The organism is Azospirillaceae bacterium (assembly GCA_028283825.1).
Lineage (GTDB): Bacteria > Pseudomonadota > Alphaproteobacteria > Azospirillales > Azospirillaceae > Nitrospirillum.
This window is the reverse complement of sequence record JAPWJW010000001.1, coordinates 976,200-999,810: the sequence shown is the minus strand read 5'-3', so window position 1 is coordinate 999,810 and position 23,611 is coordinate 976,200. Positions and strand designations below refer to the sequence as shown.

17 protein-coding genes and 2 CRISPR repeat arrays are annotated in these 23,611 nt (G+C 69.7%); of the genes, 3 read left to right on the top strand and 14 right to left on the bottom strand.

Going from position 1 to position 23,611, the window contains the following annotated elements; genetic code table 11:
• The 4 genes from PW843_04030 to cas3 all read right to left on the bottom strand — a co-directional run bounded on the left by PW843_04030 (window position 1) and on the right by cas3 (window position 8,144).
• Complete coding sequence (locus tag PW843_04030; GenBank protein MDE1145773.1) at window positions 1-696, bottom strand: type I-E CRISPR-associated protein Cse2/CasB; 696 nt, start codon at window positions 694-696, stop codon at window positions 1-3.
• 35 nt (window positions 697-731) lie between these two features.
• Window positions 732-2,336: a type I-E CRISPR-associated protein Cse1/CasA gene (gene casA / locus PW843_04025; GenBank protein MDE1145772.1), complete on the bottom strand. Its 1,605-nt coding sequence runs from the start codon at window positions 2,334-2,336 to the stop codon at window positions 732-734.
• A gap of 225 nt (window positions 2,337-2,561) precedes the next feature.
• Window positions 2,562-3,567: direct repeats of the CRISPR family, unit length 28 nt; unit sequence GTCTTCCCCGCGTATGCGGGGCTGAACC.
• Between the two features lie 50 nt (window positions 3,568-3,617).
• A complete protein-coding gene (locus PW843_04020; GenBank protein MDE1145771.1) occupies window positions 3,618-4,817 on the bottom strand; it encodes an IS256 family transposase in 1,200 nt (399 codons plus the stop codon).
• Window positions 4,818-4,970: 153 nt separating this feature from the next.
• Window positions 4,971-5,365: a CRISPR direct-repeat array (repeat unit 28 nt; unit sequence TCTTCCCCGCGTATGCGGGGCTGAACCG).
• A gap of 61 nt (window positions 5,366-5,426) precedes the next feature.
• Window positions 5,427-8,144 (bottom strand): CRISPR-associated helicase Cas3', encoded by a 2,718-nt coding sequence (cas3, locus tag PW843_04015; GenBank protein MDE1145770.1) that lies wholly within the window; start codon window positions 8,142-8,144, stop codon window positions 5,427-5,429.
• A 354-nt stretch (window positions 8,145-8,498) separates the two neighbouring features.
• Here cas3 and PW843_04010 point away from each other — a divergent pair, with 354 nt between their 5' ends.
• Window positions 8,499-9,077, top strand: a complete 579-nt coding sequence (locus PW843_04010) for a methylated-DNA--[protein]-cysteine S-methyltransferase (GenBank protein ID MDE1145769.1) — start codon at window positions 8,499-8,501, stop codon at window positions 9,075-9,077.
• Between the two features lie 212 nt (window positions 9,078-9,289).
• On the opposite strand, the gene PW843_04005 is transcribed toward PW843_04010, so the two are convergent.
• The 10 genes from PW843_04005 to PW843_03960 all read right to left on the bottom strand — a co-directional run bounded on the left by PW843_04005 (window position 9,290) and on the right by PW843_03960 (window position 19,411).
• Complete coding sequence (locus tag PW843_04005; GenBank protein MDE1145768.1) at window positions 9,290-10,486, bottom strand: hypothetical protein; 1,197 nt, start codon at window positions 10,484-10,486, stop codon at window positions 9,290-9,292.
• A complete protein-coding gene (locus PW843_04000; GenBank protein MDE1145767.1) occupies window positions 10,483-11,658 on the bottom strand; it encodes an acyl-CoA dehydrogenase family protein in 1,176 nt (391 codons plus the stop codon). Before PW843_04000 ends, PW843_04005 begins: the two co-directional genes overlap by 4 nt.
• Before the next feature lie 2 nt (window positions 11,659-11,660).
• Window positions 11,661-11,933 (bottom strand): acyl carrier protein, encoded by a 273-nt coding sequence (locus PW843_03995; protein ID MDE1145766.1) that lies wholly within the window; start codon window positions 11,931-11,933, stop codon window positions 11,661-11,663.
• A 55-nt stretch (window positions 11,934-11,988) separates the two neighbouring features.
• On the bottom strand, window positions 11,989-12,897 hold the full coding sequence (locus PW843_03990; protein MDE1145765.1) for a 3-hydroxyacyl-CoA dehydrogenase family protein: 909 nt from the start codon (window positions 12,895-12,897) through the stop codon (window positions 11,989-11,991).
• A gap of 26 nt (window positions 12,898-12,923) precedes the next feature.
• Window positions 12,924-13,598 carry a hypothetical protein gene (locus tag PW843_03985; GenBank protein ID MDE1145764.1) on the bottom strand — a complete coding sequence of 225 codons (675 nt, stop codon included), beginning with the start codon at window positions 13,596-13,598 and terminating at the stop codon, window positions 12,924-12,926.
• A 4-nt stretch (window positions 13,599-13,602) separates the two neighbouring features.
• Window positions 13,603-15,486 (bottom strand): asparagine synthase (glutamine-hydrolyzing), encoded by a 1,884-nt coding sequence (asnB, locus tag PW843_03980; protein ID MDE1145763.1) that lies wholly within the window; start codon window positions 15,484-15,486, stop codon window positions 13,603-13,605.
• Window positions 15,487-15,491: 5 nt separating this feature from the next.
• On the bottom strand, window positions 15,492-16,781 hold the full coding sequence (locus PW843_03975; protein MDE1145762.1) for a pyridoxal-phosphate dependent enzyme: 1,290 nt from the start codon (window positions 16,779-16,781) through the stop codon (window positions 15,492-15,494).
• The gene (gene sbnB, locus PW843_03970; protein MDE1145761.1) at window positions 16,781-17,821 is read right to left on the bottom strand and encodes a 2,3-diaminopropionate biosynthesis protein SbnB; all 1,041 of its coding nucleotides are present in this window, start codon (window positions 17,819-17,821) and stop codon (window positions 16,781-16,783) included. Before sbnB ends, PW843_03975 begins: the two co-directional genes overlap by 1 nt.
• The gene (gene sbnA, locus PW843_03965) at window positions 17,814-18,917 is read right to left on the bottom strand and encodes a 2,3-diaminopropionate biosynthesis protein SbnA (GenBank protein ID MDE1145760.1); all 1,104 of its coding nucleotides are present in this window, start codon (window positions 18,915-18,917) and stop codon (window positions 17,814-17,816) included. The genes sbnB and sbnA overlap by 8 nt, the downstream gene beginning before the upstream one ends.
• Window positions 18,918-19,123: 206 nt before the next feature.
• Window positions 19,124-19,411, bottom strand: a complete 288-nt coding sequence (locus tag PW843_03960; GenBank protein ID MDE1145759.1) for a hypothetical protein — start codon at window positions 19,409-19,411, stop codon at window positions 19,124-19,126.
• 216 nt (window positions 19,412-19,627) lie between these two features.
• On the opposite strand from PW843_03960, the gene PW843_03955 reads away from it, so the two are divergent.
• Both PW843_03955 and PW843_03950 read left to right on the top strand, forming a co-directional pair.
• Complete coding sequence (locus PW843_03955; protein ID MDE1145758.1) at window positions 19,628-19,825, top strand: MbtH family NRPS accessory protein; 198 nt, start codon at window positions 19,628-19,630, stop codon at window positions 19,823-19,825.
• Between the two features lie 40 nt (window positions 19,826-19,865).
• Window positions 19,866-23,609 carry an AMP-binding protein gene (locus PW843_03950; protein MDE1145757.1) on the top strand — a complete coding sequence of 1,248 codons (3,744 nt, stop codon included), beginning with the start codon at window positions 19,866-19,868 and terminating at the stop codon, window positions 23,607-23,609.
• Window positions 23,610-23,611: the final 2 nt, after the last annotated feature.

The window sequence follows — 23,611 nt, the reverse complement described above, 5'->3', positions numbered from 1 at the left end:
TCAGGCGGCTCCGGGTTCGGGGGCGTCTTGAGAGGGGGGAATGGGGCCGGGCTTGGCGGCGCCGTGGCCGGCCAGGTCCAGGCCGTAGTAGGACCGGGCCCAGTCGCGCCGCACCTTGGGCAGGACGCGCCACAGGAACAGGCTGGCGCCCAAATCGCCCACCGGCGCCTCACGCCCCAGCAGGGCCACCAGGCGGCGGGCCTGGTCCATCAGTTCGGCGGCGGTTTCAACCCGCATCAGGCGCAGGAAACGGGCCTCGGCCAGCAGGCGTGGCGGCCCATCCTCCGGCCCGCCCAGCAGGGCGGCGGTCCTGCCCGGCCGGTGGCCGCGCACATGGGCCAGGGTGGCGGCCACCACCACCAGGCTTTCCTCCTGGTCATCGGACAGGCGCTTTCCGCCCTCCTCCGCGCGCGGCTGCCGGCCACGCACCGCCTTGTAGAGATGCTGGAAAGCACCCTCGGACAAGGCGGTGGCCACGTCCGGCAGGGGGCCGGTCGGGCTGTCGTAGATGCCCAGGCGCCGCAGGCGGGCCAGCGGCCCCCGTTGGGGGTTGGTGTGGTCGTTGGCGGCGTCCGTCAGGCCGTCCCACCAGTCCTGGAACACCGGCTTGTAAAGGCCGAACAGGTCGCGCGGACGATCGCCGGCGGGTGGAGACGCGGCCGAGGGGGCGGATGGCGTGGCGGGGGGTGCGGTCAACGGCGGTGTTCCCTTTTCTTGTTATCCCGTATCGATCAGCCCCGCGCCTTGCGCAGGCCCATGCCGCCCGCCCGCAGCAGGCGCTTGCCCAGTTCGTCGCGCGCGAACAGCAGCCGGTGGGGCACCTGGTCGGTCAGGCCGTCCAGGTCCACGGTGTCATCGAATATCCGCCAGGCGGCGGCGCGCAGGGTCTTGGTCCAGCCCTCGCGCAGGTCGGCATCGGGGGCCAGGTCGGTGTCGCGGTGCCGCCGGCACAGCGCATCGACCAGGGTGCGGAAGGCGCCCTCCGTCTCCCGCCACAGCCGTTCCGCCGGTTCCGGCAGGGCGTCCAGTGGCAAATTCTCCGGCAGGCGGTAACCGTGGCCCTGGCGCTGGCCGTGCAGCGCCAGCTTGGCGGCGAAACGCACCGCCTGGGCCGTGGCCTCCGCCGTGTCGGCCGCCGCCAGCAGGGCGGCGCGCAGGGCCTCGCCCTTGTCGCCCTGCACCGGCACCCAGGGCAGGCGCATCTCCAGCCACTGGCGGGCCTTCATGTTGTCCATGTCGAAGCCCAGGGCGCGCACGCCCACATGGCCCAGTTGGTCCTCCACGAAATCCCGCCGCGTCTGCCACAGCGCCACCATCTGGGCCGGGGCGCCGCGCAGGCCCCACCACGCTAGCCAGTCGCCATAATCGCTGGCGCCCGCCTGAGGATGCAGGGGCAGCAGGCCGGCCTTCTTGTCCTCCCGGTAGGGCGACAGGGGGTGCTGCCAGCCACTGGCGTAACTGGCGCCGTAGTTCTGGGTGCGATAGCCGGTGACCATGGGCCCGTGCCCACCGCCCAGGCCGCAGTCGCCGTCGGTGTCGCCGAACACCAGGCGGATGCGGCGGGGGCAGGCGAAGAAGGCCATGGCCGGGCTGGTGTCGTCCGGCGTGGTGACCTGGCCCTTGTCGGACACGCGGGTGGGCGACAGCCAGGGGAGCACCCGGGCCGGCGCCAGTTCCTCAACCGAGGCGTAAGCGCCGTCCGGCACATTGGCCCACAGCAGGTGCCACAGGGTGGCGACCTCCGCCCCACCCTCCCGCCGCACACCGGGGGCCAGCAGGGTGGTCAGGGGCCCGCCGCCGCGCAGGGAGGTGCGATGGCCGGCCCCGCCGGAGGGGGCATAGGTTTGCAGGGTGATCAGGGCGGCAGCGGCATAAGGCAGGCACAGCGCCAGATCCTCCCGCCGCTTCACGAACAGGTCGGCGTTGTTCTTCACCGTGTTCTCGCCCGGCGCGTCGATCAGCAGGCCCGACAGCGGCCGCACCTCCGCCCCGGCCAGCGCATCACTATCCTGGAAGGCGCGCGCACCGCCGGCCCCGTCCGCCCCCAGGTCGAAGTGGACCGCCCAGGGCGCCAGCGCCGCCGCCAGTTCCCCCGGCGCCGGCGGCGCCCGGAACCGCAGCGCCCAAGCCCGTTCCCCCACCGGCCGTAGGGCCAGGAACAGCACCCCCACCAGCCATTCCGTCACCGCCGCGTTCCAGTCCGGGCGGGGGAAGTCCAGCGCCGTTATGGGGTCATCCCCCAACCCCTCCGTCACCCCCGCCGGGCTGACCCGCGCCCGCGCGCCGGACTGCCGCCGGACGGGCAGCCAGGGATCGGTGATGAGGTTGAGGGACATTTATAACTGCCGCCTAATTAGCCAATCAACGGTCAATATGTTTGCATTTATGAATGCCGCCCTTTCGATATACAACCATTAAGAACAGCGCCGCTGTTTTTCCATCGCGGGCGCCGAAACATCGGGGCCCGGCATGCCGAAAACGGCCCGTCAAAAACCGGCGATTCAACCGGTGGATTCTTGGACATTGTAAAAAGGCTTATGGATCAATAGCCTCCAGTTAGAGTCTTCCCCGCGTATGCGGGGCTGAACCGGGGCGTTAGCGGAGGTTACCTCGCGCGAGGAAGTCTTCCCCGCGTATGCGGGGCTGAACCGACCTTGTTTTCTTTGAGATTAAAATCCCGGCCGTCTTCCCCGCGTATGCGGGGCTGAACCGGGCTTGAGGGTGAGCAGTAATGTCACGGCGTGGTCTTCCCCGCGTATGCGGGGCTGAACCGGTCAAACGGAGTCAGAGAAAAAATCCCAACGGGTCTTCCCCGCGTATGCGGGGCTGAACCGGGGCTCGCCACCCTCATGGAGTGCAACGGCACGTCTTCCCCGCGTATGCGGGGCTGAACCGCTCTCGGTCGGGCGGCAGGGCCACGCCTAGGTGTCTTCCCCGCGTATGCGGGGCTGAACTGCCTCGGGGTCTCCGGACCGGTCGCGTCGACGGGTCTTCCCCGCGTATGCGGGGCTGAACCCGCTGAACCGGGCGTAGGGATTGGCGAATTCGCGTCTTCCCCGCGTATGCGGGGCTGAACCGGCGGGCAGACCATGCCGGGTCACCTTCATCCAGTCTTCCCCGCGTATGCGGGGCTGAACCGGCGCAGGCCCTGCAAGCTGTCATGCACCACCCGTCTTCCCCGCGTATGCGGGGCTGAACCGGACATCACCCCCGACCTGAGCGATCCCGCCAAGGTCTTCCCCGCGTATGCGGGGCTGAACCGCATGGCATCGATCAGATAGATTTCTTGGTCGCGTCTTCCCCGCGTATGCGGGGCTGAACCGGACATGCGCCAACTCTCCGGGCCTGGAACGCAGTCTTCCCCGCGTATGCGGGGCTGAACCGCTGGGTCCACCAGGGGGCGGTGACGGTCCCCGGTCTTCCCCGCGTATGCGGGGCTGAACCGTTTTTCCCGTCGGGGCAGGAATTGGCCGCCTTGTCTTCCCCGCGTATGCGGGGCTGAACCAACTCCCGAAACCATCCCGGCGGGGTCCGCATCGTCTTCCCCGATCGTGTCCCAGGTCGTGGTGTAAGAAGCGCCCGGTCATTTTGGTCTCCGGCGCGTTTGGCCGGGACGATCATGCGGCGACAGTGGGCAGCATGATGGTTGGATCATCGCCGACGGCGGCGATGGTTTCCAGGGTCATGTAGCGACCGCGCTGAACTGCCCATTCATCGTTGATCTCCATGAGGACGGCACCCACCAGGCGGGTGATGGCGTCCTCGTTCGGGAAGATACCGACGACCTCGGTACGGCGCTTGATCTCGCCGTTGAGGCGTTCGATGGGGTTGGTGCTGTGCAGCTTTGCCCTGTGGGCGGCGGGGAAGGACATGAAGGCCAGGACGTCCTCCTCGGCCTCGTCCATCAGGGCGGCGAGCTTGCCGACCTTGGGTCGGAGTTGATCGGCGACCTGGCGCCACTGGGTCCGGGCGGCGGTGGCGTCATCCTGGGCAAAGGCGGTGCCGATGAAGGCAGCCACCACACGGCGGCCTTGCTTGCCGGCGTGGGCCAAGGCGTTGCGCATAAAGTGGACACGGCAACGCTGCCAGGTGGCACGGAATACGCGGGCGACAGCGGCCTTGATGCCCTCGTGGGCATCGGAGACGACCAGCTTGACGCCACCCAGGCCGCGGCGTTTGAGCTTGCGCAGGAACTCTACCCAGAAGGTCTCGGCTTCCGAGGTGCCGATGTCCATGCCCAGGATCTCTCGCCGACCGTTGGTATTGACCGCCACGGCGATGGTGACGGCCACGGAGACGATGCGGCCGTTCTGGCGGACCTTCACATAGGTGGCGTCGATCCACAGGTAGGGCCAGTCGCCTTCCAGCGGCCGTTCCAGGAAGGTCTTAACCCGGCCGTCGATCTCCTCGCACAGCCGGCTGACCTGGCTCTTGGAGATGCCGGTCATGCCCATGGCCTGGACCAGGTCGTCCACCGCGCGGGTGGAGACGCCCTGGATGTAGGCCTCCTGGATCACGGCGGTCAGCGCTTTCTCCGCCATGCGGCGGGGCTCCAGGAAGCCTGGGAAGTAGCTGCCCTTGCGCAGCTTGGGGATGTGCAGTTCCACCGTGCCGGCGCGGGTATGCCAATCGCGGTCACGGTAGCCATTGCGCTGAACCAGGCGGTCGGCCGACCGTTCGCCGTGGCCGGCACCGGTCAACTCCTGAACCTCCAGTTCCATCAGTCGCTCGGCGGCAAAGCCGATCATCTGTCTCAGGACATCGGCGTCTGCGCCCTTTTCAAGCATCACGCGCAGCGCCATCATCGGGTCGGTCATCGTGGTCACCCTCGGTTGGGGATGTGTTGTGGTGACCAAACTCTACCGAAGAACCGCGATGACCGCCCGCCGTGTCAGGCCTTCCAGCCGGCTATGCCGGCCTCCACGCCTGACACGGCGGAGGCGCTCCTACACCACGCAGTGGGACGTGACCTCTTCCCCGCGTATGCGGGGCTGAACCGTCTTTATGGAGGCCAACGCGTAGGGCGCGTCAGTCTTCCCCGCGTATGCGGGGCTGAACCGGCCGCCATCCTTCGTGGCGAGCGCCTTGGCGCGTCTTCCCCGCGTATGCGGGGCTGAACCGGCCTGCCGCACCGCTGGATGGTCGTTCAGCGCGTCTTCCCCGCGTATGCGGGGCTGAACCGGCCTGCCGCACCGCTGGATGGTCGTTCAGCGAGTCTTCCCCGCGTATGCGGGGCTGAACCGCGCAGACCACCTCCCTAACACGAGGAACGCATGTCTTCCCCGCGTATGCGGGGCTGAACCGCGGTAGCCGTTCGGGTGATTGACTCCGCCCTAGTCTTCCCCGCGTATGCGGGGCTGAACCGGTGTACGACGGCCTGGGCACCATCACCCTGTCGTCTTCCCCGCCCCCGCAGGACCCCACCCTCACGGCACGCGCAAGCCCGTTGCGGCATCGTACAGCACGGTCTGCTCATGCCCCTGGCGGTCGCGCCAGCGGCCGGTCCACAGGTCTTGATCCGGCGGCGCGTCGGGTGCCGGGGTCAGTGCCAGGATGGGTGGGGCGTCTTCCGGCCAACGGGTGCGGACGGCGTCGATGGCGGCTTGCGCCTGCGCGTCGGGCGCCAGCGGCACCTCCAGCAGGCCGGCCCGCACCGTCAGTTCCGACAGGCGCCAGGTGCGGCCGGCCGGGACCGGATCGGCGATGGTACCGGTACCAGGCGCGTCCTGCCACCAGGGCGTCAGGTGGCCGTCGTGCCAGCGGGCCAGGCGCAGGGTGAGGGTGGGGTCGCCCAGGCGGGTGGGGGTTTCGATGTCGCTGTCCCAGGCGGCGGCCCCCCGGTCGAACCGGTCGGGGTCCAGGGTGTTCAGCCGGGCGATGCCCCGTTCCGCCGACCGTTGCCCGGCGGCGGTCTCGCCCACGCGGGCCAGGGCGGCGGACACGGCGGGGGCGCCCTCGGCCCCTGTCGCGCCGAACACCGGCTCGATCAGGGCGCGCGGGCTGCGGCTGTCCAGCGGCAGCCCGCCCAGGGCGTCCAGCGTGCGCTGGGTCAGCCACAGTTGGACGGCGTCGGGGTAGACCTTGGCGGCGTAGGGGAACGGCGTCTGGTACCAGGTGGCGGGCGCGTCGGGCACGGCCGGCGGCCCCACCACCCACAGTTCCGGCGGCGGGCGGCCCGGCCGCGCATGGCGGTGCAGGCGCCCGGCCCGCTGGATCAGCAAATCCATCGGCGCCAGGTCGGTGGCCATGAAATCGAAATCCAGATCCAGGCTCTGCTCCACCACCTGGGTGGCCACCAGGATGCGGCCCCGGCGCGCGGCCGGCGTGGACGCCTTGCCGAACCGGTCCAGCGCCGCCCCCTCCCGCGCTAGGCGGTCGCCCAGGCAATAGCGGGCGTGGAACAGGTCGACCGCGACGCCGGCCCCACCCCTGGCCTGGGCTGCATGGCGCCGCAGATGGTCCACGGCGGCCAGCGCGTCACGCACCGTGTTGCGGATATAGACGGCGCAATGCCCCTGGGCGGCCGCGTCCAGCAGGGCGGCCATCGCCGCCTCCGCCGTGTCCAGGCGGCGCACGGGCAGGTCGCGGCGGGTGCCCCGGCCGGACGCCACCGGCACCTCCACGGCGGCACCGGCGCGCACGCGGGTCAGCAGGGGGAAATCCTGGCGGGACAGGGCGACGGTGCGGCCGGCATAGGCATTCACCAGCCCCTGGCGCTGCGCCGCCGTCAGGGTGGCGGACAGCACCACGGCACTGCCGCCCAGCCGGCCGTGGAAGCGCAACAGCTGTTCCAGCGCCCTGTTCATATAAGGGTCGTAACTGTGGGCTTCGTCGACCACCAGCACCCGCCGGGACAGGGCAGCCAGCCGCAGCGCCTGGTGGCGCACCGGCAGGACGGCCAGCAACGCCTGGTCCAGGGTGCCCACGCCCACCTGCGCCAGGAAGGTCTTCTTGGCATCGTCGGCGATGAAGGCGGCGCAGTGGGCCTCCGCACTGCGGTCCTGATCGGCGGCATTGGGGGCATCGGCGTAATCCGCCCGGCCGGGGGCGGCGATGGACAGCTGGAAGGCGGTGTTCAGGTCCCGGGCGCTGTGCGCCAGCACCAGGGACGGCCGGCCCCCCTGCCCCGTTTGCCGGAACAGGCAATGGTGGCTGTCGGCCAGGCGCCGGTACAGGCCGTTGGCGGTGGCCATGGTGGGCAGGGCCCAGTACAGCCCCTCCGCCCGGCCGTCCGCCATCAGGCGGTGGGCCAGCAGCAGGGCGGCCTCCGTCTTGCCGGCACCGGTCAGGTCCTCCACGATATAAAGCGTGGGGCCGTCGGGGCTGGGTTCGCGCTCGGCCTGCTGTTGCAGCGGGGTGGCGTCGCTGCCCGGCAGCAGGTCGGCCAGCAGGACACGGGCGGCGATGGGTGCCTCCGCCAAATCCGCCGCCCGGACGGCGAGGCGCGCCTGGTGCCGGGCCCGGTCCCAATAGGCCGGCAGGGCCAGGTCCGGCGGGGCATAGGGGAACCAGGCCTGGTTCGACCCGATCCAGTCGGCCAGGATGACCAGGCCCGCCACCCGCCACACCTCCGCCCCCATCTCCTCGGGCATGGGGTCGGCGAAGTCGGGACGGCCCAGCAGGGCGACAACGGCGTCCACGCAAGCGCCGGCATCGTCCAGGCTGGGCGGCCTGATGGCATTATTGGGCGTCGCCGACACGGTGGGGGCGCCATGGTGGGCGACGGCCGCCAGCACCCACGGGGTCAGGGGCAACAGTCCCCGTGGTTTGGCCAGCGGCCGCCACAGCCCCTGGCCGATGTCACCATGGCCGTCACTGGCGGGGCAGGGGACCGGTTGCCGCCCGACCTCGACCAGCAGGGCACGCTGAAGGTCCGGCACCTTCTGCTGAAAGTTCTCCGCGAACTTGCCGATGTCGTGCAGTGCCGCGGCCAGCAGCAGGCGCAGGCGGCAGGCGGCCGCATCCACCCCCAAGGCCGCCGCCATGGCGTGCAGCCAGGCGGGCCGCAGGTCCAGCAGCGCGCCCAGCGCCGCCGCCACGTCCAGGCTGTGATAGGCCAGCGGATGCCATGATCGCGCGGCACCCGGCATGGGCCGGGCCTTGCCCCAGTACGCCCTGACGAAGGTTGGGATCGCGGTTTCCAAAGACGGCCCCCCACCCCTGAGTCAATTCACCGACCGCGATCCGGTGGCCCGGATATCCGGATGAGCCAGGGGACCGCCCATCCCCGCTGAAGAAGAACAAGGTGCCGATATTCGACGACACGGGCAAGCTGACCATGGCCGACAACGTCTACATGCCGCCGGACGGGCAGCGGCTTTGACCGCGCGGCGGTCCTGCTGCCCTCCCCGTTCCATCTATCACCTGGATGGCGAGGTGCGGCATGACTGGGTACACAGCATCGCGCCGGGAACCTTGGCAGGATGGTCGATAACCTTCCGGGGCCTGTCAAGAAATGGCCGGCGCCGACGCCTGACACGCAGTAAGGAGGCTCCAAGATGGTCAGCTTGATTGCCGAGAAGTTCACCACGTTCGAGACGGCGCTGGGCCGCTGCGCCATCGCCTGGAACGACGCCGGGATCGCCTGCCTCCAGCTGCCGGCGGAAGACGGCGGTGATATCCGGCGCTGGCGGCACCGCCGCGTGCCCGGCGCGGTGGAGGAGATGCCGCCGCCGGAAGTATCGACGGTGATGGACGCCGCGGTCCGCTATTTCCGGGGCGAGGCCATCGATTTCACCGGCGTGGCGGTCGATCTTCGCGGGCAGTCGGACTTCTTCGTCCGCGTCTATACCGCCCTGCGCACGGTGGCCTATGGCCGGACCACGACCTACGGCACCCTGGCGGCGGAGCTGGGTGCCGGCCCGGAAGCGGCGCGCGACGTCGGCGCGGCCATGGCGACCAACCCGGTGCCCCTGATCATCCCCTGCCACCGCGTCCTGGCCGCCGGTGGCAAGATCGGCGGCTTCTCGGCCCCGGGCGGCGCCACCACCAAGGTGAAGATGCTGCACCTGGAAGGGGTGCAAACGCTGGTGAAGGCACCCGACGCCCCTTCCCCCCAGGGGACGTTCGGCTTCTGACCTATCGATCGGCGCGCCAGCGGCAGGACGGCGGTGTCGTCATCGGCCGCTGGCGCCCGTGGCCCTATTTCACCAGCGGGGCGCCCTGGACCAAAGCCCGGAACCTCTGCCTAGAGCAAGATGCGATCAGGCATGATCGCTTCTTGCTCTTAAGCTGTTCATGATAGAGCGGATTTACACGATCAGGTGATGCCACCTGATCGCGTTCCGCTCTAGAAGCGTGATTGCCTGGCCGTGACGGCATCAATCGCGGTCGTCACGCTACGCGGCCACCCCTGCGGGTCCAGGCCTTTCTGCGCCACGAAGGCATAAAGCCAGCGGTCGAGCCCGAAACCCATGCAGGCACTCTCCGCCCCCCCGCCACCTTCGAGGCCGATGTCGTAGAGACGGGTATAATAGTCGCGGTGCAGGTTGAACGAGGAAATGGCGAGCCCACCGTCGCGCCCCGGCAGGCTGGCCAGCAGTTCATATTTCACGTCACCCAGTCGCTGATAGACCGCCTTGTCCCTGCTGGCGTCCAGGAAGAAGGGATCGTTGGCCAGCTCCAGCGTGACATCCAGGTCAAGGGCGGCGCACATCGCCAGGGTCCGGTCCATGACCTGGCGGCGCAGGCCTTCAAGGTCGGCGGTCGCCCCGAAGAAGACGATGTCGCGCACCGTGAAATCCCACCCCCGGGCCAGCGGGCGGAAGTTTCCCGCCTCATAGCGGAAGACGTGGTTCTGCATGGTCAGCGTGCGCACCGCCCCCGGCGCCAGCCTCAGGCCCCGTTGCTGGGGGTAGCAGGGCAGACAGACGCCGGGCGTCAGCACATGGCTGGGTGCCGTCAGCCGCGCCTGGTAATCCGCCGCCAATTCCGGCCAGGGCCGGTCGGCGCCGGCGGCCACCGCCTCCAGCACCGGCAGGCTGTCCGGAAAATGGCAGCAGCAGGTCACATGGTGGGGAAAGTGGCCGAAATACCCCATTTCCGCCAGCAGGGCCCCCGGCAGCATGACGGGATGGTGGCTGTCTTCCGCCCCGAAAACATCCGCCAGGGCCCGCATTTCCGCTTCGAAATAGCGGAACAGGGCCAGCAGTCCGCCGCGCAGCGAACACAGGCCGGGCCCCATGACGTGCAGGTCGGGCGAGGCCGCCAGTTCCGGATCGATGGAATGGTCCAGCCGCACGGTGCCGGCGTGGCCGCCGATCACCTTGCGTGCGGTGAAGCGATGGACGTTGCGCATTCCATCCAGGAAGCGCCCCACCTCCGCCGCCACGCCCTCACCCGTCAGATCGACCGCCAGGCGACGGCTGGCGGGATCGTAGTCGAAGCGGGACACCTGTCCCCGGATGACCCCCAGGCCGTCCAGGACGGCCCGGACACCGAACTCATTGAAGCCGGTCAGGTCGAAACTGGTGGACTGATCGCTCATCGCGGGACCGCCTGGTAATAGTGGCGAGCAATGACCCCTTCCAGGATTTGGGTCGTGCCCTCGATGACTTCCGTGATGCGGGCGTCGCGGAAATAACGCTCAAGGGCCAGTTCCGGCCCGCACCCCTGCGCACCATGGATCTGCAGGGCGTCGGAGGCCGCCCGGTTGACCATGGTGGAAGCGTGGTACTTGGCCGTCACCGTGTCCCGCGCCGCATGCTCATGCCCCATGCCGCGCCGGATGCCGGCATGCCAGCACAGCAGGCGCGACGCCTCAATGTCGGTTGCCATGTGGGCGATCAGGCGCTGGACCAGCTGGTGTTCGCCGATGGGTTTGCCGAACTGCTGGCGATGCCGCGCATAATCGAGCGACGCCGCCAGGCAGGCGCCCGCCAGGCCGACGCAGCCCCAGGCCAGGTTGTAGCGGCCGGCATCCAGCCCGATGGACGCCACATGGCTGACGCCGAAGCCCGGCCGGCCCAGCATCAGCTCAGTTCCCAGACGGCAGCGATCCAGCACCAGTTCCGCCATCATATAGCCGCGGCAGCCCAGCATGCCGGTGATGGGGCGTATCTCCAGTCCCGGCGTTTCACGCGGCAGGATGAAGGCGACGGGCCCCGCGTCGGAACCGGCGATCAGCACGAACAGGTCGGCCGACTGTCCGCAGGTGATCCATTTCTTGTGACCGTCGACCACGTAGCCGTCGCCGTCAGGCGCCGCCCAGGTCTTCACCGCGGCGGCGTTGCTTCCCACCTCAGGCTCGGTGATGGCGATGGCCGCCAGCCGCGTGCCCGCGGTCAGCAGCGGCAGCCATTCGCGTTTCTGATCCGCCGTCCCCCATCGGGCGATGGCGCTGCCCCCCATGTGATGCACGTTCACCAAGCCCTGGACCGAGGCGCTGGCGGTACCCAGCGCCTCGTGCATCAGCCCGTGGCGCAGCATCTGGGCGGCCGGGCCGTCGCCGGGATCGGCCAGGCCGCCGTACGCGGCGGGAAAGCCGCTGGCGAAAGCGCCGGCCGCGCGCAAGGCGGCGACAACCTCGGGGCCGATGCGCTCATCCCGGTCGATGGCGGCCGCGGCCGGGGCGACGTGCCGGGAGGCGGTTTCCCGCCAAGCCGCCCGGACCGGCTCAAAGGCGTCGGGCAGCAAATCGGCAACGGCCGGAAAGGACATCGTCACGCCGCCACCTCCGCCTGGCGCTTGCGGGCGACCAGGGCGGCGATGCGGCGGATGGTGCGGAAATTCTCCAGTTCCAGATCTTCGGCGCCGATCTCAATGCCGAACTCGCGCTCCACGAACTGGACCAGTTGCATGGCGAACAGCGAGTTGGCCAGCCCGGTGGCGAAAATGTCGGTCTCGGCATCGATGGCGCCATGGTCCAGGGCCCGCGCCATGAAACCGGTGATCCGGGCGACGGTGTCGGTGGTGGCGGAATGAACGTCATGCATGATGGTTTCCCCGGGAATGATAAGGTTGGGCCACGCCCGTCCGGCGCGGCCGAGGTCAAGCGCGATACGTGTAGAAACCCTGGCCGCTCTTGCGTCCCAGGCGTCCGGCGTACACCTGGTGGCGCAGCAGCGGGCAAGGCCGGTACTTGCTGTCGCTGAATTCGGCGTACAGCATCTCCAAGGACTTCAGGACGGTATCGAGGCCGATCAGGTCGGCCGTTTCCAGCGGACCCATCTTGTGGCCGAAGCAGGTCTTGAACAGCCGGTCCACATCGGGCGCATCGGACACGCCCTCGTGCACCAGGTACATGGCCTCGTTCACCATCAGCATCATCACGCGGTTGGTGACGAAGCCCGGGGAGTCGTTGACCACGATGGACTGCCGCCCCGCCTGGGCCACCAGCGCCTGCGCCGCCGCCAGCGTGCGGGGGTCGGTATGGGCGGCGCGGATGATTTCCACCACCGGCATGACCGGCACCGGGTTCATGAAGTGCATGCCGACCACCCGGCCGGGATGCGCCCCCACGCCCGCGACCTTGGTGATGGGGACGGCGGAGGTGTTGACCGCCACCGGCACCTGGGGACCGGCCAGCCCGTCGATGATGGCATGGACCTGGCGCTTGGCCTCCCAGTCCTCCACGATGTTCTCGATGATGAAATCCGCATCCGCCAGGGCCGCGTGGTCCGTGCCGGCATTGATGCGCGCCACCACGGCGTCCGGCGCCGGGCCGTCCTTCATCAGGAAACCGTAGAGGCGCGCGTGCTCACGGATATGGCCCACCGCCCGGTCAAGCTGTGCCGGCGCGGTGTCGACAAGGATGACGTCATGGCCGGATTGGGCGAAAAGGTGCGCCACGCCGGTGCCGATGACGCCGGCGCCGACGACGCCGACGCGGCGGAAGCCGGCGGGAACGGCATGCACGGAGGCCGCCGCCTGGATATCGCCCACTTGATTCGTGTCCATCTCAGTTTTCCCTGCTTGTCGATTGTCTAGGCGCGGTCGCCCGTGTTCCCGTCTTCACCCCGCCGGTGGCGGATCTGCGCCAGCAGGCGTTCCGCCAGTGCCTCCACCGGCAGCAGCCCGTCCAAGGTCACGTCGGCGGCGGCCCGGGCCACGCGATCGGCGGCGGCGTACGCCTCGCGCCCGACGGCCAGGAAGGCGCGCAACTGGCCGCCGACATCCCCCACCAGGGCCGCGTGATCATCGCCCCCGGCCTCCACCGCCCGCAGCAGCCGGCGGGCCAGCGCGACATCGGCCGGAACGTCGATGTGCACCGCCAGGCCGGCCAGCGAGGCCATTTCCCGCCGGGCCCGGCCGAAGGGCTCCTCCACCAGGACCACGGCGTGCGGCTGTACCTCGGGCCGGCCATCGCAGGCCGGAATGGGCCGCCCCGCCACAAGTTCCGCTATGTCCCGGGCCAGGCCTGGCGCCGTGATCGCGTCGGGCGGCGCCCCGTCCGCCAGCCAATCGCGGATGACGCCGATATCGTTGCCCAAGGTGATGTAGTGGTCGAAATGCAGCCGCGCCCCGCCCCCCAGCCCGGCCGCGACATGGTCGATCAGGGTGGACTTGCCGGCACCCGACGGGCCGCTGAAAACGATGACCAAGGGCGTCCCGCCGAGGGTCGGGGCGGCATGCAGCCGGTGATCAAGGATGGTGCTCATGCAATCAGCCCCCCAGGTTCGGCATGTCGAAGACCTCCAGGAACATCCCGAAGGTCAACACCGCCATCAGCAGATCCGCCTCGCTGGTCCCCGCCAGGGCGTGGACGGGCTGGCCCGTGGCACCGCCCGATCCCGCGGACACGCAGCGCCGACGCAGGGCCGCCACCGCCGCGGGATCGAAATAGCCCTGGCGTTCCAGGGTGGCGGGCGACAGCAGATCCTCCACCCATTCCTCCCCCAAGTGCAGCAGGGCGGCACCGCCCGGCGCGCTGAAGGCAAATTTCTCCCGCTCGACGATGGACGCCGGCAGGTAGGGACGGGCCACCTGCTTGACGATGAATTTCTCCTGATAGTTCCGCAGCTTGAGATCCGGCGGCATCAGGCGCGCCAGTTCCGCGACATCCAGGTCCAGGAAAGGGAAGCGGCCCTCCACCGCGTTGGCCAACAGCATGCGGTCACCGTGATCCCCCACCAGGTGGTCGGCCAGGCGCAGCTTCAGATCCAGGTAGGAGCGCTGATGAAGGACGTGCCGTCCCCTCAGGCGCTCCCCCGGCACCAGCGCATCGACACCGATGGCGAAGTCGCGGAACCGCTCACGCAAGGCCGGGGCATAAAGGGCGAGCCGATGTCCCTCCTGCCCGGCGAGGTCATGCTCATAGAAGACCGTAGCGTCCCCCCACAGGCGTTCGCGCAAGACGGACTCCCGTTCCGATGCCGGCGATCTCCGGGGACCGAAGGCGTCATATTTGTAGCCGACATAGCCGGCGAAAAGCTCATCAGCCCCCTCGCCGCTCAGCACCACCGGCACGCCGGCACGCCGTGCGGCCGCCGACAGGGCCAGGGAGGCGGCGTTATAGGTTTCCCGCACCGGGCATTCGCATTGCCACACCACGTCGCGCATGAGGGCGCCGATGCCGGCCGGGTCCAGTTCAATCTCGGTGTGGCGGCAGTCCAGCCGCGCCGCGACCTCACGCTGGAACCGCCGCTCATCCAGCCGGTGGTCGCCGAAGGCGATGGAAAAGGTGCGCACGGGCGCGCCGCCGATTTCCCGCATCAACGCCACCACCAGGGATGAATCGAGCCCGCCGCTGAGATAGGCGCCCACCGGCACCTCCCCCTGCAGCCGGCGGCGCACGGCATGCCGCAAGGCAGTGTCCAACGCCTCGCGCCACGCCTCATCCGATCCATCAAATTGGGCAGGGCCGTCCGGCGGGTAGTCCATGTCCCAATAGCGACGCAGGCGCACGCCCAGGGTGTCGGCCGTCAGGCAGAAACCGGCAGGCAGGCTTGAGACCCCTTGGAACAGCGTGCGCGGACTCACCAGGCCGGGCAGGCCCAGCACCTGGTCCAGGCCTGCCGGGTCCACCCGTCGCTCCATCGCCGGATGTGTCAGTATGGCCTTGATCTCCGAAGCGAACACCAGGCCGCCATCGATCTGCGCGTAAAACAGGGGGGCGACGCCGAAGGGGTCACGCCCCAGGACCAGCCGGCGGCGGGCGCGGTCGAACAGGGCGAAGGCGAACTGGCCTTCCAGCCGCTCCACCATGGCCTCGCCGAGATCCTCATAAAGATGAAGCAGGACCTCCACGTCGCTGCCGGAGCGGAAGCGGTGCCCGCGCGCGATCAGGTCCGCCCGCAGTTCCCCGTGGTTGTAAATCTCGCCATTGCAGACCAGGACCAGGTTGCCGTCCTCGTTGGTGATCGGCTGGCTGCCGCCTGCCAGATCAACGATGCTGAGCCGGCGGAAACCCAGGCCCAGGCCATCCTCGACATGAATTCCCCCCTCATCGGGCCCGCGATGGATCAACGTGTCGGCCATGCGGCTGATCCGGCCGGCCGCTACCGGCCGGCGATCACCCATATGGAAGATGCCGCAGATGCCGCACATGACCGTCAGCCCCCGGTGCCGGTGGCAAGCGGCAACGCGTCGGCCACGGCGCGCCAGTCACCGGCGGCCACGAGCGCCGCCTCATCCGTGTCGGCGGCCACGGCGCGCAAATCCTTGAGACCGGTGCCGGTGGCCAGGCAGACCACGCGCTGGCCGGCTTCAAAATGGCCGCTGCGCGCCACGCGTTCGAACGCGGCGAAGGCGGCGGCGCTGGACGGCTCGACAAACAGGCCGAAGCGCGAGGCCAGCGCGCGCACGCCGGCCACGATTTCCGCCTCCGTCACCGTCACCGCCAAACCACGGCTGTCCCGCAATGCCGCCAGCGCGGCGGCACGGTCGCGGGGCCAACTCACGCTGATGCTGTCCGCCAGGGTGTCGGCCGATTTGGCATCCACCGCGATGGCCGGGTCCAGCCCGGCACCCCCGGCACCCCAATGGGCGCGCGCGATGGCGTCGGAAGCCGCGGCCTGCGCCGCCACCAACCGCGGCAAGGTGCCGATGAGACCCAGCGTCCGCAATTCGCAAAAGCCCTTCCAGATGGCGGAAAGGATATTCCCGTCACCGGTGGGCACCACCACCCAGTCCGGCGCCTGCCAGCCCATCTGCTCGGCGATTTCCAGCGCGCACGTCTTCTTGCCCTCGCGCGTCACCGGGTTGATGCCCGTGCTGCGGTTGTGCAGGCCGGTGTGGCGCGCCACCTGGGCCGCCAGTTCCCAGGCGTCGTCATAGCTGCCGGCCACCCGGCGGACCGTGGCGCCATAGGCGCGGATCTGCGCCAGCTTGGCCGGCGGTACCGTGGCGGGCACGAGAATGGTGATGGCAACCCCGGCGGCGGCACCGATGCACGCCAGGGACGCCGCCGCGTTGCCGGTCGATGCCGCCACGAAGGCCGTGACACCCCGCGCCCGGGCGGCGGCCACCACCACGTCGCTGGCGCGATCCTTCAACGATCCCGAGGGATTGCGGGTCTCATCCTTTACCAGCAGACGCACACCGCCACCGGAGGCGCCCTGGACGCCGCAATCAATCAGGGGCGTCCATCCCACCGGCAGGCGGATCCCCGCCCGCCCGCCCGCCGTGGGACGGGGTGCCGGCAGCAGCGGGGCGTAACGCCAATGCGTGGCGTCGCCGTCGGCGATCGCGGCCAATAGCGCTGACCGGGCCGCCGGCCCCAGCGGCGGCATCAGGGCAAGGTTGCCGCCCGCCGGGCAGGAACACTGCTCCGCCCCCGCCGCCTGGGGATGGGACCAGGCGCGCGTGGCCCCGCACTCCACACAGGTGGCGCGCCAGGTCATCACCGGACACCGCCTTGCCGCAGGCCGCTGTCGGCCGTGGACGACGGCAGGAAGCCATCGACCGCAAGGGCCTCGCCGGCGGCCACCGCCTCTTCCAGCACCAGGCGCGCCACCGCCAGATCCAGGATCCCCAGCCCGAAGGGGGAGAAGAAGCGCGGCCGCGCCGCATCCGGTGCCAGGCGGCCGGCCAGCAGGTCGGCCAGCGTGCCGGCGATGAAGCCGCGACCGCCGGTCGCCTGCTCCGCCAGATGCACGGAGGTCTGCGCCTTGAGCGCATGGTCGATGTCGTCAACCACGTTCTGTCCGGCAAGGATGACGGGAACCGCCAGATCGCGCAGGGACAGGTGCAGCACCGTGTGGCGCCGGGTGAACAGCCCCGGGTCCTGCAGGTGCGGGACCCCGGCCGTCGTGGCGAAAAGCACCAGGTCCGCGCCATCCACGGCGGCCGGAATGGACGCGGCGACCCTGGCCGCGACGGCGGCGCCCGTGTCGAGTGCCCGGTCGGCCAGCGCCTGGGCGCGGGCGGGCACCAGGTCATGGACGCGGATCTCCCCCACCGCCCAGCCGGCGGCCTGCAGATAATCCAGCACAGTGGCGGCAATGGGACCGGCGCCGATGACGGCCAGCGCCTGCGCGCGACGCCCCCCGGCCAGCCTTTCCGCCGCCAGCGCCGCGGACGCCGCGGTGCGCGCGGCGCTGATGCCGGACCCCTCCAGCAAGGCCTGGGGGAAACCCGTCACCATGTCGTTCAGGATCACCACGGCGGAGGCGCGCGGCAGATCATGGTCACGGTTTTCCGGGAAGCTGGCGATCCACTTTATGCCCGCCGTCGCCTCAAGCCGGGCCGGCAGCGCGATGATGCGGGCGCTCGGGCGATCAGGAAAACGCAGGAAATGGCTATCCGGGTTGACTGTCCGCCCCGCCGCATGCGCCAGGTAGGCGTTGGCCACCGCATCCATCACGGCACCGCGCCTGGACGCCAGGATACGCTCAACGGCGGCCGCCCCGACGACGTGAAACCCCTCGCCGCCCTTATGCATCGTGGGCCTGCGCCAGCATGAGGTGACGACGGGTGGTGGTGCCCGGCCGGCTCAGCAACGCGGCATGGCGGGCCAGGACAGCCTCCAGCGGTTCATCCACCAGGGGGGGATGCAGAGTAGCGGCTGGCGTGTCCAGGGTATCGGCCCCGTAGGCGGCGGCCACCCACTCCGGCGCATAAATGGTTTCCAGATATTTGTCGCCCAGGTCGGGGGCGATGGCGACGACGGTGTCGCCGGGTTGCAGCAGGCCGGACTCGGCATCGATGGCCACCGCTGCCAGCACCGAACCGCTGGATCCGCCCAGCAGCAAGCCGTTCCGGTGCGCCAGCCGGTTGCACATGCGGACGGTGTCCCGTTCCGAGACGTAGACGATGCGGCCCAGCAGGCGCTCGTCGGCCAGTTCGGGCCGGCGACTGGTGCCGATGCCGGGAATGAGGCGCCGCCCCTTGCGGTTCTGGTCAAACGTCACCGATCCCTCCGGCTCCACCGCCACCACCTCGGTCTGCGGCGACAACTCGGCGAAGCAGCCGGCCAGCCCCATGACGGTGCCCGTGGTCCCCGACCCGACATAGAGCCGGGTGACACCCGGCAGATCGTTCAGGATGGCCCGGGCCGTCCAGTCCGCGTGGGCGCGGGCATTGAAGGGATTGGCGTACTGGTTCAGCCAGACGTGATCGGGGTTGCCCTGGACCAGGGCGTTGATGCGGGCGATACGGCTTTGCAGATAGCCGCCTTGGGGATCCTTCTCCGTCACCACCTCGACATGGCCACCATAGGCCTCGATGCTGCGCCGGTTGATGGGCGAGACGTTGGGGTCGGTGACGCAGATGAACCGGTAGCCGCGCAGGCTGCAGATCAGCGCCAGCGCGATGCCCAGGTTGCCGGAAGAGGATTCGACCAAGGTCGATTCACCGGGCCGCAACAGGCCCCGCCGTTCCAGATCCGCGACCATGAACAGGGCCGGCTTGATCTTGATCGAGCCGGTGACGTTATAGCCTTCCAGCTTGAGATAAAGGCGTGCCGGCTCCGCGACACCCCGCACCTGCATGAACAGGTCGTGGAAGATCAGATCGAGCGGGCTGCTGACGATGGGCATGGGGCAAATGCCTTTTCCTGTCGGCAGAACACATGGGGTACCGGAAAGACGCCCCCGTCCTTCCCATGGCCGCGCCAGGGGGCCAGGCAAAGGGGACGGAAGCTGCCGGCGGACCCGTACGTCCTGTCGCGCATCCGGGAAGGGGTGAAAGTTGGGCGGGGCGCCCGGGGGGCCCCGCCCCGATACCGGCCGAAGCCGGTATCGGCTCAGACGCCGGCGGCCAGCGCGGCAGCCTGCGCCTTCTCCTTGTTGGGGAGCTTGTGCTCCGCCTTCGCGGCGGTCTTGTGCTCCACCTTCAGGGCTTCGGCGTAGGTCTCCTTGGCCTTGGCCTTTTCTTCCACCTTGGCGGTGGCCTTGTACTTGTCCTTGTACTCGGCCTTGTAAGCCGCCTTCAGCTTGGCCTTCTCCTCGGCCTTCGCGGTTTCCTTGTATTCCGCCTTGGCCTTGGCCTTCTCGGCCGCAGCCCGCTCCTTCAGTTGCGCTTCAACGCTCATGGTCATCCTCCTGTAGGGATCGTTACGAAATTATACACTTTATAAGTGCATTTCATAACGATTGGACATTATATGCGTTGCCATGAAGCGTCAATACGCTATAATTGCGGTTACGTTACAGCTAATCGCACTACGTGCATATAGCGCCAATGGTACGTGATTTGGGCGCACAAGCGCGTCTTCGTCAGGGAAATTTACCCGCAAAAGAGGTGGCCCATGGATGGGACGAGAGAAAGCTGGCAGGACGGGACCGTCCAGGTTGTCGTCAATGACGAGGGCCAATACGCGCTGTGGCCCGCCCACCGGGCCCCGCCGGCTGGTTGGCACAAGGATGGTCCCTCGGGTGACCGCCGGACCTGCCTGGACCACATCGCCACTGTCTGGACCGATCTGCGCCCCCTGAGCGCCCGCTGATCAATCCGGCCGGTCCGCCGCCCCCTGGAGATTACACGCCGTGATTGCAGCACCCACCTTCGTGTCCCTGCTCCGCCAACGTGCCGCCGAAACGCCGGATTTCCCGCTTTACACACTGCTGTCCACCGAGGGCCGGGAACAACAGCAGTTGGACTGCGCGCGCCTGGACCGGGCCGCGCGGGCCACGGCGGCCGTCCTTCAGGACGTCGCGACACCGGTGATGATCGTGCTGCCGGCGGGTTCCGACTTCCTGTCCGCGTTCTTCGGCTGCCTTTACGCCGGCGCCGTCGCCATTCCCACCCGCTATCCCAACCCCAAGCGCCCCTTGGACCATTTGCACGCGGTCGCAACCGATTCAGGGGCCATGGTCGGCATCACCACGCCGGAACTGCACCCCGTCGCCGCGGCGCAGTTGCCCGGCATCCGCTGGCTGACGCCCACGCCGGCCGACAACGCCCCGCCCCATGCCGCGTGGGCCAACTTCCCGGCCCCGGACGCCGTCGCCTATCTTCAGTACACCTCCGGCTCGACATCGGCGCCGCGGGGTGTCGTCATCCGCCATGAACACATCATGGCCAATTCCGCCGACTTCGCCCGCCAGTTCGACATCACGCCGCAGGCCCGTACGCTGTCCTGGCTGCCCCACTACCACGATCTCGGCCTGGTTTTTGGCTGCCTGCAGCCGCTGTACGTCGGATGCCGGGGCTTTCTGATGCCGCCGGGCGCTTTCGCCCAACGGCCGCTGACCTGGCTGGAGGCGCTGTCCCGCCACGCCATCACCCACACAGGCGCGCCCAACTTCGCCTACCAGGCCTGCGCCGACATTCCGGCCGGCTACGGCGGAGACCTTGACCTGTCCGCGCTGCGCGTGGCCGTCAATGGCGCCGAACCGGTGCGGGCCGAGACCCTGGCGGCCTTCGCGCGGGTCTATGCCGGTGCCGGCCTGCGGCCTGAGGCGCTGTGCCCCGGCTATGGCCTGGCGGAATCAACGCTGGTAGCCACGGGCTGCGGCCCGGACCGGCGCCCGACGGTGCGTCATGTGCAGGCCGACCGCCTGTCTCCCCAGGGGGGACGCCTGGAACCCGTGCCCGTGGAAACGGGCCGGGCCCTGGTGTCCAGCGGCGGCACGGCGGTCGAAACCCGCATCGTGATCGTCGATCCCGAGACCCGGGCGCCGCAGCCCGAGGGCGCACTGGGTGAGATCTGGCTAGCCGGCCCGTCCATCGCCGGCGGCTATTGGGGACGGCCCGACGCCACGGAGGCCAAGTTCCGCGCCCGGCTGGCCGATGGGGACGGCCCCTTCCTGCGGACCGGCGACCTGGGTGGCGTGCTGGACGGCGAACTTTTCGTGCTGGGCCGCCTGGACGACATGATCATCGTGCGCGGCGCCAACCACGCCGCCGAGGACATCGAACTGGCGGCGGAAGCGGCCGATCCGGCATTGCAACCGGGGGGCGCGGCCGCCTTCACCATCGACCGGGGTGGCGAGACCTTCCTGGTCGTGGCGCAGGAAGTGCGGCGCAGCACCCTGCGCGGCCTGGATGGTGAGGGCGTGGCCCGGGCGGTGGTTGCCGCCGTTGCCGAGCGGCATGGCCTGGAGGTGGGCGCCGTGCTGCTGCTGAAGCCGCGCGGCCTTCCCCGCACACACAGCGGCAAGAAGCAGCGCCACGCCTGCCGCAAGGGTTTCGAGGACGGCACGCTGCCCACCGTCGCCACGCTGGTGGCACCCCGGCTGCATCGGGCGACCGAACCCGCCCCGTCCCCCCTCGCATCCCCGGTCACCCCGTCGCCCGCGCCCCGCGACAGCGGGGAACAGGATCGGGTAACGGCGCTGACGCACTGGCTGCGCGGCTACGCGGCCGACCGGCTGAATTCCCGGCTGATGGACGAACGGCGTTCCATCCCGCCCTACGTCGTGCTGGATCTCGGCAACCGGGGAATCCTCGGCCTCCAGGCGCCGCTGGCCCTGGGCGGGCTGGCGCTCGGCAACCGGTCGCTGGCCGCCGCCCTGCAGCAGCTGGCCGCGATCGACACCACGCTGGCCTCCTTCGTCGCGGTCAACAACGCGCTGGGCGTGCGCCCCATCCTGCGCCATGCCCAGCCCGCCGCCCGTGACGCCTTGCTGCCCATGCTGGCGGCCGGCCGGCAGCTGGCCTCCTTCGCCATGACCGAGGCCGACGCCGGTTCCAACATCCGCAACCTGGCATCGGTCGGCCTGCCCGACGGGGCCGGTGGCTGGCGGCTGCACGGCACCAAGCTGTGGAGCGGGTCCGCCGCCTGGGCGGGCGTCATCAACACCTTCGTCCGCGTGGATGATGGCGACGGAACGCAAGGGGTCACCGGCTTCATCGTGCGGCAGGGCAGCCCGGGCCTGCGCATGGGACCGGAAGCCCTGACCATGGGGCTGCGCGCCATGGTGCAGAACGAGGTCCGCCTGGAAGGTGTGAGGGTGGCGCCGGAGGACATGCTGGGCCGCCCGGGGGATGGCATGGCCGTCGCCATGGACACCATGGAATTCGGCCGTTTCGCCATCGCCGCCCTGAGCCTCGGGGTGATGAAGCGCTGCCTGCAACTGATGGTGCGCCACGGCGAACGGCGCGTCGTCGCCACCGGGGCCCTGATCGACAATCCCGCCATCCTGATGCGGCTGAGCGACCTGACGGCGGCGGCGGCGGCGGTCGAGGCGCTGGTGGCGCTGGTGGGCGACCGGTTGGACGCAAACCTGCCGGTGCCGCCGGACCTGTTCTGCGCATGCAAGACGGCGGGACCGGAATTCGCCTGGCGCGCCGCCGACCAGCTGGTGCAGCAAATGGCCGGGCGCGGCTTTATCGAAACCAACATCGTCCCCCAGATCCTGCGCGATGCGCGCGTGCTGCGCATCTTCGAAGGGCCGACGGAGCCGATGAACATGCATGTGGGCTCGCGCCTGCTGCAAACGCCGGAGGCGCTGTGCGGCTTCCTGGCCGGCCCCCTGAACCAGCCCGCCCTGGCGAACCAGCTGCGCGACGCCGCCGAGGCGATCCGCCGGCACGCCGAGGACCCGCAACGCCGCATCGCCGACATCGCCGCCGCCCGGCAGTGGGCCTACCTGCAGGCGGGGGAGGTGGCGACCTATGCCATCCTGCTGGCGGCGGTGCGCCATGCCGCCCGGCCGGACGCGCGGGCCGCGGAATGGGCGCGCCTGCGCTTCGAACGGCGGCTGGCGAAGGCGCTGGGCCTGTCCGCGGCGCAGGCCGTGTTCCTTGACGCGCACGCGGCGCGTGACCTGGTGGCCGGTTACGACGACGCCATCGGCGATCCCCACCAGACCATGATGGGTGAGGACTGGGCCCCCGATCCGCTGATCCTGCCGGCCCGGGCCTTGGATGCCCAATCGACGCCGGCCGCGGCCCCCGCACCCAAGGCCGACACGCCGCGGGTGGAGGTGCGCCGCAGCCGGACGCAAGAGATCCAGGACTTCCTGATGGATTGGATCGCCGACAAGACGGGCCACGCCCGCGACGGGATGCGCCCGCAGGACCGTTTCAGCGGCTTCGGTCTCGATTCCGTGGCGTCTGTTCTGATGGTCGGGGCGGTGGAGCGCCAGTTCGAGGTGAAACTGGCGCCATCCCTGGTGTGGGACCATCCGACCATCGGCGGTTTGGCCGACCACATCGCCGGCCTTGGCGGCATGGGCGCACCCGCGCCGGCCGCCCATGACGAACTGGCCCTGCTGGCGCGGATCGACACCCTGACCGACGAACAGCTTTCCAGCCTGGTCGCCCAGCTGTCGGACGCGGAGTGAGG